Raw genomic sequence first — 18,156 nt, 5'->3', positions numbered from 1 at the left:
TGCGTGGACGAATACTATTTGTCCCCTGGGTGGAATGACGATGGTATGACCGAAACGGCGGACGGCCCGGACGCCGACGGACCGATCGGCCGCGGGTCGGATTCGACGCTCTCTGCGGCGCTGGCTGACCTCGACGACGGGTGTTGTGTGCTCGTCACGGGCGACGTTTCTGACGATGCCTACCGTGTCGCGTCGTCGCGGTACTTCGGCGCGCCGCACCGGCGCCGACAGCGGGTGCTCGCGCTCACGACCGGCGGCACCGAGGCGCCGAACGCGTGGTTTCCGGACGGCGTCGACGCCGATGACGACGACGCCGCGGTCGTTCGCCTCGACAGCGCGGTCCGGGACCCGGCCGCCGCGTCGGGATCGGACGGGAGCGGTTCGTCGGCGGTCGGCCCGGGGTCCGACGGGACCGACACGCCGACCGCGGCCGCCGGTCCCGACGCCGGACCGGACCGACTCGACCTCGACGGAGCCGACGGCGGTGACGATGGCAGGACAGCGGACGGCGATGCGGCGGCCATTCGGACGTCCCTGTTGACCGCCATCGACGAGGTCGACGCGGACCGGCCGACCCGGCTGGGCCTTCGCGTAGGTGTGTTCCGTGTCGACATGCTCTGTGCGACGCTGGGCAGCGAGGCGACGAGTTCGCTGTTGAGCGAGGTATCGCGGACGACACGCGACCGCGGCGGGATGGCGCACTTTCACCTTCCTCGGCCCGCCGGCGGGGATCCACGTTCGGACCCCGTCGTCGGCGAGTTCGTCGATCTACTCGGCGACGACCTCGACGTGATCGTCGAGCTTCGGGCCCGTGAGACGGCGTCCGCTCCCGAGGAACGGTGGCACATCATCGGCTGGGGAACGACCGAATGGAACACGCTCCGGTGACCGTATGACGACACGAGACTCTCTATCGTCGACGGGCGCGGATGCCGAGGTCGACGTCGATACCGATGCCGACGCGGCCGCGGTTCGACTCGTCCCGGCACGGGGTCACGGCCCGGGACGGTTCGAACTCGTCGACGCGATCGAGGAGGTTCGCCTTCCGGTCGCCACGGAGGGTATCGATGTCGGATCCCACCCCACGTCGACGCGACTCGCGACGGCCGACCGGTTTCACGCGCCGGTCGACGGCTGTTGGGCCGTCGAGGCCACGTCGATAACGCCGCTTTGTACGGCCGACGTGTACGTCCGGGACGCGGAGAACACCCTCGTCGCCACCGCGACGGCGGAAGCCCCCGCGCGGATCCCTCCCGGACCGCACGTTCTGGAGCTGTCGACGGCTCCCGTGAAGACGTACGTCGCCGTCGATGGGCCCGCACGCGTCTCCTATGAGGACCGCTATCCACGGGTCTCACTGGAGACCACGGGGAGCGACTCCAGCTCCGCCGTCGGCGTCGGCGCCGGGGTCGCCGGCGACGAAAGCGACGCCCACGGTCGTCGCGACGACACGGGCGAGATCCTGCTCGGCGCGCGGTCGCGGCGCACGTCGCCGGCGGGGACCGTGACGGTACCCGAGTCCCCGGCGGGACTCGCGCGGGCGATCTCGACGTTCGGATCGGCGCTGGCGACCACCTCCCCGGAGCGGTCGTTCCCGACGCTGCGCGGACACCCGCCGTTGATCGAGCGCGGCGAGACGTTCGAGACGCCGCGGTTCGTCGAGCGCGCCGACACGGGTGTCACCCTCGGGCTGCCGTTCGAGTACGACGCGCTGTTCTCGGCGACGCCGCTCGCGTTCTACCTCGCGGCGACGATCGAGGAGAGCGCCGAGCCGTATCTCCGCGCGGGCGAGTACCGACACGACCTGCCGCGGGATCCGGACGCGCTGGCCGCCGCGCTGGGCGATCTCCTGCGACACTGTTTCACCCTCGATTGCGCGACACGAGCCTGTTCGGCGGGCCTGTACGACGTGAAGCTCCACGTCCACGAGGTGCTCACGGATCGTCTCGATCCGCCGTGGACCGAGTGGTACGAGGCGGACCTCGCCGAGCGGACTGCGGCCTACCTCGACGTGCCGACCGAGGCGACGCTCGACTGCCTCGAGTGGCCCCACACGACGGACATGGTGCCCGCCGCAGAGAACGACTCGGCGCTGCCGTTCCTCGCGGCCGATCTGTCGGTGGTGCGCTCACCGCCGCCGCAGACCGCGGCGACGAGCGATGGCGGCGTGACCGAACTGGACGACTTCGTTCGCACGTCGCGGGAGGCGGTCCGCGGCGCGACGCTGACGCGGAGCGCCGGCGCCGGGTCCCCTGCGAGGCGTACTCCGACGGCGACCCGCGGCCCGACCCAGAACGCCATCGACGACTCCGAATCGATCGTGACTCCGCAGCCGGCCGATAGCATCGCACAAGCGTGGATCGGGCCGGGGTTCCCGATGCGGGCGGCCAAGCCGACCGTGGAGACGTATCGTCGGCGCCTCAACCGCACGCCGGCGGAGGACCTCACCATCGGCATCACCGTCGTCTGCAACGACGAGGCCATGGTCGACGAGTTGGGCGACACGTACGGCTTCCGCGATCACGTCACCTTCGACATCCGCGAGGAACGCGACCTGACGGTCACCGAGCTCCGAGACCTGCTCGCCGAGGAGCACGACTTCTTCCACTACGTCGGACACATCGACGAGCGCGGGATGAAGTGTGCGGACGGCTTCCTCGACCTCCGGTCGCTCGAGACGACGGGCGTCGACGCGTTCCTCCTCAACGCCTGTACGTCCTACCAGCAGGGGATGGGATTGGTCGAGGCGGGCGCGCTCGGCGGCGTGGTGTCGCTGACTGACCTGCCGAACTCGCTGGCGACGCGGGTCGGTCGCGACTTGGCGCGGCTGTTCGACGCCGGCTTCCCCCTGTACGCCGCGCTCGACGTGGTCGGGACGGGACCGTTCGCCGAGAGCGCGTACAGCATCGCGGGGGACCCGATGGTGCAGTTGTGTCAGTGTGTGACGGGGGCGCCGATGATAACTGATGTTCGGGAGTTGGAAGATGGGAAGATATCGCTCGTGAGTAGATTCTATCCCAGCATCCATTTCTCACATGGATCGATGTCTGCTGCCCAATTTGATCCCACTCACATGAACTATATTACCGGTGTCGAGACAGCAGAGGTCTCTCTCGCCGTGGATACGATCGATTCAGAACTCGACTTCGGCCGAACTCCGATTAGAATCGACAACTCCCTCTACTGGACAGACGAGACCGACCTCGAATCGATCATCAGATCTACGGGCCAGCCGTAGTGACACCGTTTGCCGCCGCACTTCCCGCGCTCGACAACAGCAGCACGAGCGTGAACAGCGCGCCCATCATCCGCGGGTGGTCAGCGAACCAGTGCGACATCGTTGCGTCACTTTCGGACATTGTATTTGCAGCGATGGTTCGTTTCAAAATCAAGATATCGGAAATATTCTGATATCAACGCGACCGAACTAATTATTGATATTTCGAATACTTATATGGCCACCGCACGGGGCGAAGGTGGCACACGTTTTATACCGCACACCGCGCTAGGTCGAGGTATGCCCCAGTGTGAGATGTGCGGCGCGGAGAAGGCGTCGCTCACCACCACGAAAGTCGAGGGCGCGGAGCTGGAGCTGTGCTCGGACTGCTCGGACTTCGGCACCGAGGTCCGCACGGAGAGCTCCTCCTCGACTTCCACGAAGTACTCCACCTCTTCGTCTTCGTCGTCCTCGTCGAGCTCCGGGAGCGCGGGCTCCTCGTCCTCGTCTTCGTCGTCCTCGCGGCGCCAGCGCGACATGTTCGACGACATGGAGACGGTCACGGGCGACTACGACGACCTGATCCGGAAGGCCCGGGAGTCGGCCGGGCTGAGCCAGGAGGACCTCGCGAGCGACATCAACGAGAAGGCGTCCGTCATCCGAAAGCTCGAGCGCGGGGACATCCTCCCCTCCGACGGCGTTCAGCAGAAGCTCGAGAAGAAGCTCGGCATCTCGCTGATCGAGGGCGAGTCCGTCGACGACGCCGACTGGGAGAGCTCCTCGTCGGGGAGCATGACCCTCGGCGACGTGGTCAAGCGCAACGACGAGTAGTCGACGCCGACACGGACACCGACGCCGACACAGCCGATAGCGGGGGTCTCCCTCGCAGTCCGCAACCGCTGTCGCGACCGAAGCGACTTTTCACGCGTCCCCACGACAGTGTTCTCGTGAGCGACTCCGACACCCTGATCCTCGTCAATCTGAAGGCGTACCCGTGTGACCCCGTCGAGATCGCCGAGGCGTGCGCGACCGTCGCCGACGACACCGGCGCGCGCGTCGCCGTCGCGCCGCAGGCGGCGCACCTTTCGGTTGTGGCCGACACCGGCGTCGAGACGTGGGCCCAACACGTCTCGGCCGTCGAGCACGGCAGCCACACCGGCTCGACGCTCGCGGAGGCGGTCGCCGACGCGGGCGCGACGGGGACGCTGATCAACCACTCCGAAAATCGGCTGAAGCTGGCCGACATCGACGCCTCGCTCGCGGCAGCCGACCGCGCCGACCTCGAAACGGTCGTGTGCGCCAACAATCCCGCGCAGTCGGCCGCGGCCGCGGCGCTCGGTCCCGACGCGGTCGCCGTCGAGCCACCCGAACTTATCGGCGGCGACGTATCGGTTGCGACTGCTGACCCGTCGATCGTCGAGGACTCGGTCGCCGCCGTGGAGGCCGTCGACGCCGACGTCGACCTGTTCTGTGGCGCCGGCGTCTCCACGGGCGAGGACGTTGCCGCCGCGGGCGAGTTGGGCGCGACCGGCGTGCTCCTCGCCTCGGGTGTCGCGAAGGCTGACGACCCCGAGGCGGTGCTTCGAGACCTGGTCTCGGGCCTGTAGATCGATCGCGGAGGAAAGCGGCCTATCGGTCGCCGGAGCGTCTCCGTCGATACTGCGGACGGCGGGTCGGGAGTTCAGCCCTGCCGCACGTCGTGTTCGAGGACGCCGACGCCCTCGACTTCTACCTCGACGCGGTCGCCGTCCGAGAGCGGGCCGACGCCCGCGGGCGTTCCGGTCGCGACCACGTCGCCCGGCTCCAGCGTCATGTACGTCGTGATCTCCTCGACGAGTTCGGGGATGGAGAACATGAAGTAGTCCCGCGAGGACGACTGCTTCGTCTCGCCGTTCACGCGGAGTTCGACCGCGGCGTCGTCGGGGACGTGTTCGGGATCGGCGATGCAGGGGCCGATCGGCGCGGCGCCGTCGAACGCCTTGCCGCGCACCCAGTTCTGCTCCTCGTTCTGGTCGTCGCGGTTCGACACGTCGTCGAGGCAGGTGAAGCCCGCGACGTAGTTCATCGCGTCCGCGGCGGCGACGTTGCGCGCCTGCTCGCCGATCACGAACGCGATCTCCGCCTCGTGGTCGACGCGCTCCTTTCCGGCCGGCAGCGTGACCGTCGATCCGGGGTCGGCGACGGCGTTCGGCGGCTTGAGGAACAGCAGCGGGCGGTCGGGGACCTCGTTGCCGAGTTCCTCGGCGTGGTCCGCGTAGTTGCGACCGACGCAGACGATCTTCGACGGCTCGCAGGGCGCGAGCAGGTCGACGTCGTCGGAATCGGTGTCGTACGTCTCGCCGCCCGCGGTCACGGTGCCGTCGTCGTACGTGCCGCGGCGAACGGTGCCTGCCGGGTCGCGGATCCGTGCGTAGCGCATTGCCGGCGACTCGGCTGGCCGAGGCTTAGTCGTTGTGAGTTAGCGGTCTCGCGGCGACGCCGCGAGGAACGAAAACGAGAGAACCGAGGTGAGTGCCGCGCCTACAGTTCGACTGCTTCCTTCTGCCCAAGCGACTCGGGCACCGTGAAGCGGATGCTCGTCGTCGCGCCGGCCATCGTGTTGATCTTGATCGTGACCTCGTCGCCCTCACCGAGGTTCGCGGGCGAGTTCGGTTCGTCGGTGGAGTTGAGGTTGAACTCGATGTTGAAGCGGTCGTCGGCGTCGTTGAGGACCGTAGTCGAGTCGTCCGTATTCTTGACGGCGTAGGTGTTGAACTGCCAGTCCGTCCCGCTGGAATCGGTGTGGGTCAGCGTCTCGGTCCCCTGTGGGCCGATCCAGTTGATCGTCGCGTTCGCGAGGTCGATCTCGCCGGCGCCGGGCGCCTGCGTCACCGTCACGTTGACCGCTTCGATAGTGTCCTGGCTGTCATTGACCGTTCCGACGGTGACGACCTCCTGAAGCCGATTACTGACTTGCTTACTGCTCTGTTGACCGGTCTCTTGCGACTTACTCTGGAGGAATCCGGCGGTGTTGATGAGGACGCCGGCGGCGATCGCCGCCACCAGCACCATCGCGATGAACACGATGAGTGTCCCGATACCCACCTGCCCGCGCTCTTCCTCGTCCGTGATGAATTCGAACATCTGTGGTGTACTCCCGCGCGCTCTCGCACGGCGGATATTCCACTCGATGCCGCTCCCCTACATATATCTCAGCCGCCGAGAATCAACGCTGAATATCGGCGGACGAGGAACGGAGCGGGCTCACCGAACGGTGGCGTCCGTGATCCGCGCGAGCCGATCCGCGACGGCGCCGTCGAGTCCGGCTTCGGTGACGCGCCACCGCCAGTTTCCGTCGGTCGTCCCCGGGGTGTTGAACCGGGCGTGACTGTCCAGGCCGAGCAGGTCCTGCACCGTCGTCACGGCGAGCGTCGCCTCGGAGTTCCACACCGCCTCGACGAGGTCCCACTCGATCTCGACGCCGTCGGTGCCGAGGTTGTAGTGGAGACAGTCGCGCTGCCGGTCGCCGAGCGACTCGTAGTAGCCGACGACGGTGTCGGTGTCGTGAGTCGAGGTGTAGGCGACGCAGTCCTCCGGGTAGTGCATCGGCTGGTACATGTGCCCCTGTTGGCACCAGTCGGCGTACTGTGGCACGCGCATTCCCGGGATGTCGAACGCCTCGCGCAGCCCGGCGCTCTCGGCGTCGAGGAATCCGAGATCCTCGGCGACGAACGGGAGCCGGTCGAACTCCTCGCGCACGGCCTCGAAGAACGCGTCCCCCGGCCCCTCGCGCCACTCGCCGTCGGCGGGGTCGTCGCTGTCGGCGGGGATCGCCCAGAACTCATCGAATCCCTTGAAGTGGTCGAGGCGGGCGTAGTCAACCATCTCGAACAGTCTGCGGAGCCGATCGAGCCACCACTCGTAGCCCGTCTCGGCGAGGCGATCCCAGTCGTACACCGGGTTGCCCCAGCGCTGTCCGGAGTCGCCCATGTTCGGCGGGACGCCCGCGACGGCGGCCGGTCGGCCGTCGTCCGTCAGGTCGAACGCCTCCGGGGCGGCCCACACGTCGGCGGAGTCGAGCGCGACGTAGATCGGGAGGTCGCCGAGGATCTCGATCCCGCGGTCGGCGGCGTCCGCGCGCAGGTCGCGCCACTGTCGGTCGAACGTCCACTGACAGAACGCCCGGAACTCGATCTCGTCGGCGAGGTCGTCGCGATAGTCGGCGAGCGCCTCGGGATCGCGCGTCCGAACCGGCTCGGGCCATTCCGTCCACAGCGTCCCGTCGAACTCGGCTTTGAGCGCGCGAAACAGCGTGTAGTCGGCGAGCCAGTCGGCCTCGCGCTCGCGGAACTCGGCGAGCGCCGCTCGCTCGTCGTCGCTCGCGACCTGGCCGAAGCGTTCGAAGGCCGCGCGCAGGCGAGCGAGCGTGAACGACTCGACGGCGTCGTAGCGCACCTCGTGGAGCGAGAACTCGCTCACGTCTCCGTCGCCGGCGTCCGGATCCACCTCCTCGTCGGTCAGATATCCCCGGTCGACGAGGTCGACGAGGTCGATCAACAGCGGGTTCCCGGCGAACCCGGAGAACGTCTGGTAGGGGGAGTGGCCGTGGATTCCGACGGTCGGTCCCAGGGGGCACACCTGCCAGATCGACTGGTCCGCACGGTCGAGGAAGTCGAGGAACGAGCGCGCGCCCGCGCCGAGATCCCCGATCCCGTGGGGGCCGGGCAGCGCGGTGGGGTGGAGCAGGACGCCGCTTCGTCTGTCGAACCGCATCGAGTGTGCCATGAGGGGCGGGCGGTATCAAGTATCGGGTCGTTGGTCCGACATCGGGTCGTCGGTCGAGTAGCAGGTCACGGGTCGGGCGTCGAGGGGGCATCGACTCGTCGGGCGAGCCATCGAGGTTGTTCTACCGGATCGATCCTCCACATCGACGCCAAGTGACTAAGTACCGCACCCGCAATATCCGACTCGATGCCGTACACCGTCCTGATGCTCGGGTGGGGGTTCCCGCCGAACGTGACCGGGGGACTGGACACGGCGGTCGGCGAGCTGTTCGATCGCCTCGACGCTCGCGAGGGCGTCGAGGTGGAGCTGGTGTTGCCGGCGGAGTACGCCCCGGAGGGACGCGACGGGATCTACGGCGTTCCCACCGGCGACGGCGACATCATCACCCGGATCGGCCGCCTCTCGGGCGCGTTCGTGGAGCGCGCGGCCGAGGCAGACATCGTCCACACGAACGACTGGTTCGGCTACAACCCCGGCTCGCGCGCACAGGCGACCCACGACGTCGAGTGGGTGACGACGTTCCATTCGCTGTCGTCGGACCGCAACGCCGACCCGCCCGAGCGCGAGAAGCGCACCGAGGGGCGCGTGGTGAACCGCTCGGATCACCTCCTGGCGGTGAGCGAGTTCACCGCCCGCAAGATCGCCCACGAGTACGGGGGAGACGCGGAAGTCATCTACAACGGCTTCTCGAGAGTCCAGCCGACCGGACGCGATCTGAAGGCCGAGCTGGAGATCGACGGGACCATGCTGTTCTTCGTCGGCAGGCACACGGATCAAAAGGGGCTGGCGTACCTCCTGTACGCGCTGCCGAAGCTCCGGCGCGACGACGTGACGCTCGTCATCGGGGGCTCCGGTCACCTCACCGACCAGCTGAAGCGCTTCGTCGAACTGCTCGGGCTCGAAGACCACGTCGAGTTCGTCGGCTACGTTCCCGAGGAGGAGCTGGGCGACTACTACGCGAGCGCGGATCTGTTCGTCTCGCCGTCGCTCGCGGAGCCGTTCGGGATCACCATCGTCGAGGCGCTGTCGGTCGGCACGCGCGTCGTCGCCGGCCCCAGCGGCGCCGCCGAGGTGCTCCCCGACGACTGCCTCATCGAGGTCGAGCCGAACTCCGACGCGATCGCCGCCGGCATCGAGCGTGCGCTCTCGCTCGATACGCCGATCGAGTACGAGGAGCGAACTTGGGACCAGGTCGCCGACGAGCACGTCGCCTTCTACGAGCGGATCCTGACGGAGGAAGGAACAAAATCGGAGGAGGAACAGTGACTCCTCGCGCGTTCACCTGAGTAGCCGGAACTCGGTGACCGGTTCGGGGTGGACGATCCGGAAGCCGTCGGCGGTGGGCTCCAGTCCGGCCCGGTCGGACGCGGGGCCGCCGCGCTGGTACGGGCTGTCCGACTCCCCGGGTGACTGGTAGGGGCTGTCCGAGGCAACCGACTGGTAGGGGCTGTCCGCGGTCGCCGACTGATACGGGCTGTCGGACGGTCGGGTGCCCGTCCCATCCGAGTCTTGCCGCCCGTCTCCCGCCGACTCGGGCGGGCGATCGAAGTCCTCGGGCGGGAGATAGATCCGCTCGCCCGAGGCCGACCGAACCACGACTGCGGCGTCCCTATCGCCCGCGACGACGATGACGGTCCGACCGTCGGCGATCTCCACGTCGACCGAGACCGGGCGTTCGTCCCCGTCGTCACCCCCGCGCTCGTTGGCTCCGGCGTCCCCGGCGTTCCCGTCCATACCGGCAGATCGGACGGCGGGCACTTAGCGATTCCCCGAGAGCGACCGGACGCGACCCGTCACCTCGGGGAGTCGTCGACACACATCGGCCGGTGCACGAATCGGACGGCGAAAGAGCGAAACCGCTACCGTTCGAGCGGCCTGCCATGGAGCACCCGGGGCAACCGCGCGTGTGCGCGGCGGGCGAGGCCGTGGAACTCGCGCCGCGCGATCCCGACCCGAGCGTCGACTACGAGTGGAGCGTCGCAACCGCGCCGTCCGGCTCGACGGCAGAACTCGGCGACGAACCCGTCCAGTGGTTCGAGCCCGACGTTCCCGGCCGATACCTGCTTCGGCTCACCGACGGTCGGACGACCCACGACCTGACCGTGCGGGCGTTCGCCGAGGGGACCGCCCCGAGCGCGGACGGCGGCCGATCCGCCAGCGGCGATGCCGGCGACGATGAGCGAGCAGAACAGCGGAGCGAACAGTCCGACTCCGGCGGCGCCGTCGGGTCCGCGACGCACGCGGGAGCCGTCGACGACGGGGAGGAACCGGAGCGTCCCCGCGTCCAGTTGGAGACAGTCGTCGACGACGAGGAAGTCCGGATCCACGCGAAGCTCGCGCCGGCGTCCACGAGACGCGTCGAGTTCCTGCTCGACGACCGCGACGACGTCGACGAGTCGGACGTGACCGTCGAGGGACGAACGCTCACGATCGAGCGATCCGTGCTCGGGGATCGTGCCCGGGTGTACGCCGTTCCCCTCACTGACGACGCGTACGGCGTCCCCGACGCCGTCGACGTGCGGCGATCGCCGCCCATCGATGACGAGGACGGCGACCGCAACGAGAACAGAGACAGCGACGGGGAACGCGGAAGCGACATCGACAGTGAACGCGGGACGGTGATCGTCGATCGACCGTACGACCCGCCGTCGTGGGCGCTCGACTCGACCATCTACGAGGTGTACGTGCGCACGTTCGCGGACGCGGACGCCGAGCGGTCGCAGTTCGCGGCGATCCGCGAGCGGCTCGACGAGCTCGACGAGCTGGGGATCGACACGCTGTGGCTCACGCCCGTTCTCCAACACGACGGAGCGCCACACGGCTACAACATCACCGACTTCTTCGCGATCGCGTCGGACCTGGGCGGCCGCGAGGAGTATCGGGCGCTGGTCGAGGCGGCCCACGACCGCGACATCCGCGTCCTGTTCGATCTCGTGTGCAACCACTCCGCGCGTGAGCATCCGTTCTTTCAGGACGCGTACGGCGACCCCGACAGCCCCTACCGCTCGTGGTACGAGTGGCAGGAGAACGGCGAGCCCGGGACGTACTTCGACTGGGAGCTGATCGCCAACTTCGACTTCTCCACGCTCGCGGTGCGCCGACATCTCCTCGACGTGGTCGACGAGTGGGCGCCGCTGGTCGACGGCTTCCGCTGTGACATGGCGTGGGCGGTGCCGGACGGCTTCTGGCGGGAGGTGCACGACCGCATGAAGGCGCACGACTCGGAGTTCTTCCTCCTCGACGAGACGATCCCGTACATCCCGGACTTCCAGGCCGGGCTGTTCGACATGCACTTCGACTCGACGACGGCCTTCTGCCTGCGCGAGGTCGGCGACGGCAACAAGCCCGCCGAGGAGATCCTCGACGCCGTCGACGAGCGCCGGCGCGTGGGCTTCCCGGACCACGCCTCGTTCATGCTGTATCACGAGAATCACGACGAACCCCGCTATCTCGCCTCCTACGGCGAGGACGCGGCGTTCGCGTCGGCGGGCGCGCTGGCGACGCTGCCGGGCGCGCCGATGGTGTACGCCGGCCAGGAGACCGGCCAGCTCGGAAAGCGCGATCGCCTGGACTACGAGAACGCCCGCGATGACCTCACCGAGCACTACCGCCGCCTGCTCGCCCTCCGCGACGAGCACCCGGCGCTCCAACACCGGGCCGACCTGTCGCGGGTCGACTACGACGTTCGCGCGGGGACGGACGACGATGTCGTCGCCTACCGCCGCGAGGCCGCCGACGGCGAGGCGGTCGTCGTCGCGCTCAACTTCGGCGGCGGCGTCGCGGAGGTTACCGTCGACGCCGCCGTCGGGGGCGACGACCTCGTGACGGGTGCGGCGGTCGGAACGGACGACGGGGCAGTGACCGTGGACGATGTGGTCGTCGTCCCGATCCACGAGTAACGGCGACCCGGCGCGTTCGCCGACCCGTCGGGGTATCTGAACCGGTCCCGAACGGGTCGCGACCGCGGTCGATGGAATGCGTACTGCTCACGTACCGCTGAGACTTTACCCACGCGAGTTGTTTCTCGGGTGAATGCGGCTGCGAACGGCACTCAACGACTACAAACGCGACCGGGAGCACGGCTCCGCCGGCACCGCAAGCACCGTCCACGGCGCGCTGTCCGGACGCGGCGAGCGACTGGTTCACGTCGCCCCCACGGGTGGGATACGCGACTTCTCGTCGGCGCTGTCCGGCCTCTCGGGCATCGACCGCTCCCGGTTCGGCATCGAGACCGGCGAGCGAACGTACTGGTTCGACGAACTGGAGACGGTCCGCCAGCACTACTATCGCGAGACGACCCTCGTCGAGACGGAGTACGACGCCGGCGCGTTCACCGTCCATCAGTACGACCTCACGATCGGGCGCGAGCACGTCACCCACGTCGAACTGCGCGGGTCGATCCCGTCCGAGGCGCACCTCGTCGCCTTCCTCACGCTCGCACCGGAGGGACAGGAGACGCGCGTCGGCAGGCTCATCCACGAGGGCGACGGCCCGGCCGACGGCGACGCGGTGGAAGTGTTCCACCGGGAGGAACACGACTTCGTCACCGCCTCCACGGGCCTCGAGGACGTCCGAGCCCAGATCCCCGAGCGATTCGAGGAGCTGCTCGACCCCGAGCCCATCGCGCTCCCGCGGGAGGGCGCGCTCAACCGCTACGAGGACACGCACCTCAGCGGCGACGTGGTCGTCACCGCACCCTTAGAGCGCGCGGGTCGCGGGCTCCGGACGACGCTGGTGACCGCGCTGACCGACGGCGACACCGAGCGCGAGCGAGCCCTCACGGACCTGCGCGAATGCGCGACCGACCACGCCGACGCCGACGAACTCCGCACCGTCGCGCTCGAGCGCGCCGCCGTCGCGGTCGCGGACGACGGGCCACGACGGGGAACGGTCCGCGCCGACATGCGGGCGCTGTCGCTGCTTGAGGCGCCCAGCGGCGCTCGGATCGCCGGCCCGGAGTTCGACCCGTTCTACCGCAACTCCGGCGGCTACGGCTACACCTGGTTCCGCGACGACGCGCGGATCTCCCAGCATCTGCTGGAGGCGAACGAGCCGCTCGGGCTGGAGTTGGACCCCGAGGCGCTCGTTCGAAGCGCCCGGTTCTACTGTGAGACCCAACAGCCCGACGGCTCCTGGCCCCACCGCGTGTGGGCGGTCGACGGGTCGCTCGCGCCCGGGTGGGCCAACGCGCACGTCGAGGGGCGCGTCGGCTCAGACGAGTATCAGGCCGATCAGACCGCGATCACCGTCGCGTTCCTCGCGACGCTCCTGCGTGAGCACCGCGACGCGCTATCGCCCGACGACGAGCGACAGATCCGCGAGAGCGTCGCCGCCGGCGTCGACTCGCTCGACGAGAGCCGCGACGAGGACGGCCTCCCGCTGCGCTGTCAGAACCTCTGGGAGGACATGTCGGGACGGTTCGCCCACACCGCCGCGACGTTCGTCGAGGCGTACGCCGCCGTCGCGCGCGCGCCGGTGAGTGACGAGCTTGCCGAGCGCGGGCGGGCGGCCGCCGAGGAGACGTTCGACGCGCTCGATGCGCTGTGGGACGACGAGCGCGGCACGTACGCGGTCCGACTCGTGGGCGGCGAACACGACGACCGCCTGGACGCGTCGACGTTGTCGCTTGTCGACGCGCTCGCGGCCGTCGACGCCGTCGATGGGATCCACGTCGAAGACGAGGCCGTCGACCGCATGACCGACCACGTCCGGACGTCGTTGGAGGGACTGTACCGCGATCCGAGCGAGTCGGCCGTCGAGGGTCTGGTCCGCTACGAGGGCGACGAGTGGCGGACCGAGGGACAGGACGGCGAGAAGGTGTGGACGCTCTCGACCGCGATGGGCGCCAGCGCCGCCGCGACGCTCGGGGGGCTGGTGAGCGACCGCGGCCACGAGGAGGCAGGCGCGCGGCTGCTCGACCGGGCGGCGGAGCTGTACGGGCTGCTCGAGGACGGCGGCCCGTTGACGACGCGGATGGGGTACCTCCCGGAGCAGTGGTACGACGACGGCACGCCCGACAGCGCGACGCCGCTCGGCTACGCCCACTGCTTCCGGCTGGGCGTGACCGCCACGCTCGCCGAGCGCGACGCCCTGCCCAGTGCAGCCGCGGCGCCGTCGGCGCCCACCGACCGACCGAGGTGGACGACCGGCGAGAAATTCGGCGTCGGCACGGTCGCCGACCACGGGGAACCGGACGCCTCGCGTGTCTGGTTCACCCTGACTGAGGGGGCGCTCACGGAGGTGCGGTTCCCCCGCGTGGACCTGATGAACCTGCGGACGCTGGATTTCATCGTCTCGGCGGCCGACGACGACTACACGGTCCGAACACACGTCGAAGGGCAGCGTAGCGACGAGGACACCGTCGAGCGGCACGTCAGACCGGCGGCCGACGACGCGCTGGCGTACGAGCACGTGATCACCGAGACGGGCGACGGGCGCGGCCACGAGTGGGAGCTTCGCGTCGAGTACGCGGTCGACCCGTCCCACGACGCCCTGGTCGCGGACGTCGACTTCCGCGCCGCCGACGGGAGCGAGTACCACGTGTTCGCGGCCGCGGACACGGCGCTCACGAACACGGGCACGCGCGACCGCGGGTTGCGCCTCGGCCAGCCCGGGAGTCACCACCTCGTCGCCCGCGACCCCGGCGCCTACACCGGCGAACGGGAGGACGCGCGGCTCGTCGACGAGGACGGCGCCGGCTACTCCGTCGCCGTCGCGATGGCGACGGCCGACCGCTTCGACTGGGCGACCGTCTGTGCCGCCGGCAGCGACGAACTGGCGGCGCTGTTCGCGACCGGCGAGGTGCCGCGAACGCGCTCGTCGATCGACGACGACAACGTCGTCCTCGTGGGTCGCCTCGGCGCCGGCAGGCACACCAGCGAGACGCTGTCGCTCGGGTTCGCACGGCAGGCCGACGCCTCGGCGGCGCTCGGCGAGGCGGTCGGCTCGCTCGCGACCGGCTACGAGGAGGTCGCGGCGGCGTACCGCGAGTCGTGGCGAGCGTTCCTCGCGGACCGGCCGCTGCCCGAGGCCGTCGCCGGCGACGACGACCTCGCGAACCAGTACCGCACGGCGCTGATGACGCTGCGGGCCGTCGAGGACAAGACGTACCACGGTGCCTCGGTCGCCTCGCCGTCGGTGCCGTGGGGCGAGGAGGTCCACGCCGACGAGCAGAAGGGGTACGGCTACAACTTCGTGTGGGCGCGGGACCTGTATCAGGTGTTCACCGCCTCGCTGCTCACCGACGATATCGGGACCGCCGTCGACCAGTTGGAGTACATCTACGAGTACCAGCAGGACGAGGACGGCTTCATCCCGCAGAACACCTACCTCAACGGCATCACTCGCTGGGGCGGCGAGCAGATGGACAACATCTCGTTCCCGGCGGTGATGGCCTACCAGCTGTGGGGGGCGGGCGTCGACTTCGCGGACACGCTGTACGACTACGAACACGTCCGGCGCTCGGCCGACTACGTCGCCCGCAACGGCCCCGCCAGCGGACAGGAGCGCTGGGAGGAGGAGGCGGGCTACTCGCCGTCGTCGATCGCCGCCGAGATCGCCGGGCTGGCGTGCGCCGGGAAGCTCGCGCTGGAGGTCGGCGACGACGCCGACGCGCTCGTGTGGCTCGCGCTGGCCGACCGCTGGACCGGCGAGGTGGAGACGTGGACGGCCACCGACTCGGGTACCGCCCGCCACGCGCACACGCCGTACTACGTCCGGGTCACCCGCGACGGCGACCCGGAGGCCGGCCACCTGCGGACGCTCGCCAACGACGGCCCGCGCCTCGACGAGCGGGACGTCATCGACGCCGGCTTCCTCGAACTCGTGCGCCTCGGGATCAAGCCGTGGGACGACGAGACGGTACGCAACTCCGTGCGCGAGGTCGACGACACGATCCGGGTCGACCTCCCCGTCGGGGTCGCCTTCTACCGCTACAACGGCGACGGCTACGGCGAGCGCGACGAGGGCGACGTGGGCGCGCCGTGGTCGGTCGAGAACCACGGGAAGGGCCGCCTGTGGCCCCTCCTGACCGGCGAGCGCGGCGAGTACGAGCTTCGGGCGGATCCGGCCGAGACCGACCGCGAGCCCGAACTGGAGCCGACAGCCCTGCTGCGGACGATGGAGCGGTTCGCCAACTCCGGACGGATGATCGCAGAGCAGGTGTGGGACCGCGACTACCGAACCGAGTACGACTGGGGCTACGGGGAGGGAACCGGGAGCGCGACGCCGCTGGCGTGGTCGATGGCGCAGTTCGTCCGCCTCGCCCACGGCATCGACGCCGGCGAGCCCGCCGAGACGCCGGCGTTCGTCCGCGAGCGGTTCCTCGACCGGCGGCTCCACGACAGCGACGAGAAGCCCGCGCTGCGCGTCGACACGAACTTTCAGGGCAACACCGTCGTGGTCTCCGGCGAGACCACCGGCGCGCGCGTCGCCGTGACGACGCCCGTCGATTCGGCGATCGTCGACCCCACCGAGGGCGAGTTCGAGGCGACCCTCGACATCGGCTACGGCGAGAACGATATCACGGTCGCCGCCGCCAGCGACGACGATCTGGAGACGGCTGCGACCACCGTCACCAGGTTCACGGTCTGACTGTCGCCGGATCCGGTTTACTCCTCGCGCTGAGCGAGCCTCGCGTCGCCCGCGCTCGCCCGGCCTCGGAATCGAGGATCATCCGTCCACATACCGGCGAAATATCTAGTAGGTGTATATACAACATCAGGGGTACCTTTACCATCGAACGCGTCAACGAACTCATATGACCGAGCCGGAGACGACGTACGTCGGGAAGGCGTGCGCGTACATCACCCGCGGCGGCTCGCAGCTACTGGTGTTCGAAGGACCGGGACACGACGGTCTGCAGATCCCGAAGGGAACGATCGAGTCCGGCGAGCGACCGCGGAGGGCGCTGTTTCGGGAGGTTCGCGAGGAGAGCGGGCTGGCGACGCTGGCGAGCGTCGACAAGCTGGCGACCGACGTGTGGAACCGGCGCGACTCGCCGCCGAAGGCGTACGTGCGGCACTTCTACCACGCGAGCGTCCACGAACCCCGCGACCGCTGGACCCACGTCGTCCGCGACGGCGGCGACGAACACGGCAGCGAGTTCGAGTTCTCGTGGGTGGACATCACCGAGGCGCGCGACCGGCAGTTCGCGCTGGCGCTGGACGACTACGTCCACCGGCTCTCGGAGGTTCCGAGCGCCGTCGAGGTCGCCGAGGCCGCCGACTGAGTTGGGCCGGCTGGTGGGCCGGTTTCAGCGGACCGCCACCGCCGGAACGTTCCTCGCCGGCGAACGGATTTATGTGTAATTCGACCGAACACACGGCTGCATGACAGCCATGGACCTCACCTGGCACGGTCACTCCACCTGGACAGTCGAGATCGAGGACACCACCTTCCTGATCGACCCGTTCTTCGACAACCCCCACACCGACACCGACCCCGAGGAACTGGACCCGGACCACGTGCTGATCACACATGGCCACGCCGACCACATCGCGGACGTGGACCGCTTCCGCGGCGCCCGCGTCGTCGGCACGCCCGAGGTCACGGGCTACGTCACCGACGAGTACGGCGTCGAGGACACGACGGGGATGAACCTCGGCGGGACCGTCGAGCTGGGCGACGCGTTCGTGACGATGGTCCGCGCGGACCACACGAACGGCCTCGACACCGGCTACGGCGCCTCCGGCGGCACGCCCGGGGGCTACGTCATCTCGGAGACGAAGCCCACGCAGGAGGCCGACCCCGACAGCACGACGTTCTACCACGCCGGAGACACCGCGCTCATGACGGAGATGCGCGACGTGACCGCGCCGTTCCTCGAACCCGACGCGGCCGCGGTGCCGGCGGGCGACCACTTCACGATGGGGCCAGCGCAGGCGGCCATCGCGGTCGACTGGCTCGACGTCGACTACGCGTTCCCGATGCACTACGACACGTTCCCGCCGATCGAGATCGAGACGGACGACTTCGTCCGCGAGGTGCGCGCGACCGGCAGCGACGCCGAGGCGGTCGTTCTCGACGGCGACGAGACGTTCACGATCGGCGAGTAGTCGGCCGGCTCTCCGGTCCGCCGGACTCGACTCCCCGATCCGCCGGGCGAATGTCCCGCGTGTTCGTGAGTCACACACCGCAGTAACAAGGTTTACGCGCGAACGGCCCGTGGTCTGGGA

The 18,156-nt window shown here is 69.1% G+C and carries 14 protein-coding genes; 9 read left to right on the top strand and 5 right to left on the bottom strand.

Annotated features, from left to right (window positions below):
* The first annotated feature begins 45 nt into the window (after positions 1–45).
* Together ABJD39_RS13055 and ABJD39_RS13050 are read left to right on the top strand one after the other, a co-directional pair.
* The gene (locus tag ABJD39_RS13055; RefSeq protein ID WP_348609469.1) at positions 46–888 is read left to right on the top strand and encodes a DUF7504 family protein; all 843 of its coding nucleotides are present in this window, start codon (positions 46–48) and stop codon (positions 886–888) included.
* A gap of 4 nt (positions 889–892) precedes the next feature.
* Positions 893–3,238, top strand: a complete 2,346-nt coding sequence (locus tag ABJD39_RS13050; protein ID WP_348609466.1) for a hypothetical protein — start codon at positions 893–895, stop codon at positions 3,236–3,238.
* On the opposite strand, the gene ABJD39_RS15055 is transcribed toward ABJD39_RS13050, so the two are convergent.
* Positions 3,222–3,305 carry a DUF7503 family protein gene (locus ABJD39_RS15055; RefSeq protein ID WP_431357884.1) on the bottom strand — a complete coding sequence of 28 codons (84 nt, stop codon included), beginning with the start codon at positions 3,303–3,305 and terminating at the stop codon, positions 3,222–3,224. The two genes, ABJD39_RS13050 and ABJD39_RS15055, sit on opposite strands and share 17 nt — an antisense overlap.
* A 212-nt stretch (positions 3,306–3,517) precedes the next feature.
* Between ABJD39_RS15055 and ABJD39_RS13045 the strand changes: the two genes are divergently transcribed.
* Positions 3,518–4,048: a multiprotein bridging factor aMBF1 gene (locus tag ABJD39_RS13045; RefSeq protein ID WP_348609463.1), complete on the top strand. Its 531-nt coding sequence runs from the start codon at positions 3,518–3,520 to the stop codon at positions 4,046–4,048.
* A gap of 134 nt (positions 4,049–4,182) precedes the next feature.
* On the top strand, positions 4,183–4,824 hold the full coding sequence (tpiA, locus tag ABJD39_RS13040) for a triose-phosphate isomerase (protein ID WP_348613647.1): 642 nt from the start codon (positions 4,183–4,185) through the stop codon (positions 4,822–4,824).
* A gap of 74 nt (positions 4,825–4,898) precedes the next feature.
* On the opposite strand, the gene ABJD39_RS13035 is transcribed toward tpiA, so the two are convergent.
* From ABJD39_RS13035 to malQ, 3 genes are all read right to left on the bottom strand, one after another.
* A complete protein-coding gene (locus tag ABJD39_RS13035) occupies positions 4,899–5,636 on the bottom strand; it encodes a fumarylacetoacetate hydrolase family protein (protein ID WP_348609460.1) in 738 nt (245 codons plus the stop codon).
* Positions 5,637–5,737: 101 nt separating this feature from the next.
* The gene (locus ABJD39_RS13030) at positions 5,738–6,340 is read right to left on the bottom strand and encodes an archaellin/type IV pilin N-terminal domain-containing protein (protein ID WP_348609457.1); all 603 of its coding nucleotides are present in this window, start codon (positions 6,338–6,340) and stop codon (positions 5,738–5,740) included.
* A 120-nt stretch (positions 6,341–6,460) separates the two neighbouring features.
* Positions 6,461–7,969, bottom strand: a complete 1,509-nt coding sequence (malQ, locus tag ABJD39_RS13025; protein ID WP_348609454.1) for a 4-alpha-glucanotransferase — start codon at positions 7,967–7,969, stop codon at positions 6,461–6,463.
* Positions 7,970–8,167: 198 nt separating this feature from the next.
* On the opposite strand from malQ, the gene ABJD39_RS13020 reads away from it, so the two are divergent.
* The gene (locus ABJD39_RS13020) at positions 8,168–9,247 is read left to right on the top strand and encodes a glycosyltransferase family 4 protein (RefSeq protein WP_348609451.1); all 1,080 of its coding nucleotides are present in this window, start codon (positions 8,168–8,170) and stop codon (positions 9,245–9,247) included.
* A 12-nt stretch (positions 9,248–9,259) separates the two neighbouring features.
* Here the strand turns inward: ABJD39_RS13020 and ABJD39_RS13015 are convergent, their stop codons facing one another.
* Positions 9,260–9,715 carry a DUF7510 family protein gene (locus tag ABJD39_RS13015; RefSeq protein WP_348609448.1) on the bottom strand — a complete coding sequence of 152 codons (456 nt, stop codon included), beginning with the start codon at positions 9,713–9,715 and terminating at the stop codon, positions 9,260–9,262.
* A 146-nt stretch (positions 9,716–9,861) separates the two neighbouring features.
* On the opposite strand from ABJD39_RS13015, the gene malA reads away from it, so the two are divergent.
* The 4 genes from malA (at position 9,862) to ABJD39_RS12995 (ending at position 18,036) form a co-directional block, all read left to right on the top strand.
* Positions 9,862–11,880, top strand: a complete 2,019-nt coding sequence (gene malA, locus ABJD39_RS13010) for an alpha-amylase MalA (RefSeq protein ID WP_348609445.1) — start codon at positions 9,862–9,864, stop codon at positions 11,878–11,880.
* Positions 11,881–12,013: 133 nt separating this feature from the next.
* The gene (locus ABJD39_RS13005; RefSeq protein ID WP_348609442.1) at positions 12,014–16,573 is read left to right on the top strand and encodes a glycoside hydrolase family 15 protein; all 4,560 of its coding nucleotides are present in this window, start codon (positions 12,014–12,016) and stop codon (positions 16,571–16,573) included.
* 166 nt (positions 16,574–16,739) lie between these two features.
* Positions 16,740–17,210 carry an NUDIX hydrolase gene (locus ABJD39_RS13000; protein ID WP_348609439.1) on the top strand — a complete coding sequence of 157 codons (471 nt, stop codon included), beginning with the start codon at positions 16,740–16,742 and terminating at the stop codon, positions 17,208–17,210.
* Between the two features lie 109 nt (positions 17,211–17,319).
* The gene (locus tag ABJD39_RS12995; RefSeq protein ID WP_348613646.1) at positions 17,320–18,036 is read left to right on the top strand and encodes a metal-dependent hydrolase; all 717 of its coding nucleotides are present in this window, start codon (positions 17,320–17,322) and stop codon (positions 18,034–18,036) included.
* Positions 18,037–18,156 lie beyond the last annotated feature (120 nt).

It is taken from the genome of Halobaculum rarum, from assembly GCF_040025155.1.
GTDB classification, from domain to species: Archaea; Halobacteriota; Halobacteria; order Halobacteriales; family Haloferacaceae; genus Halobaculum; species Halobaculum rarum.
Note: the sequence above shows the minus strand (reverse complement) of the source record. Positions and strands in the feature narration are given on the sequence as shown.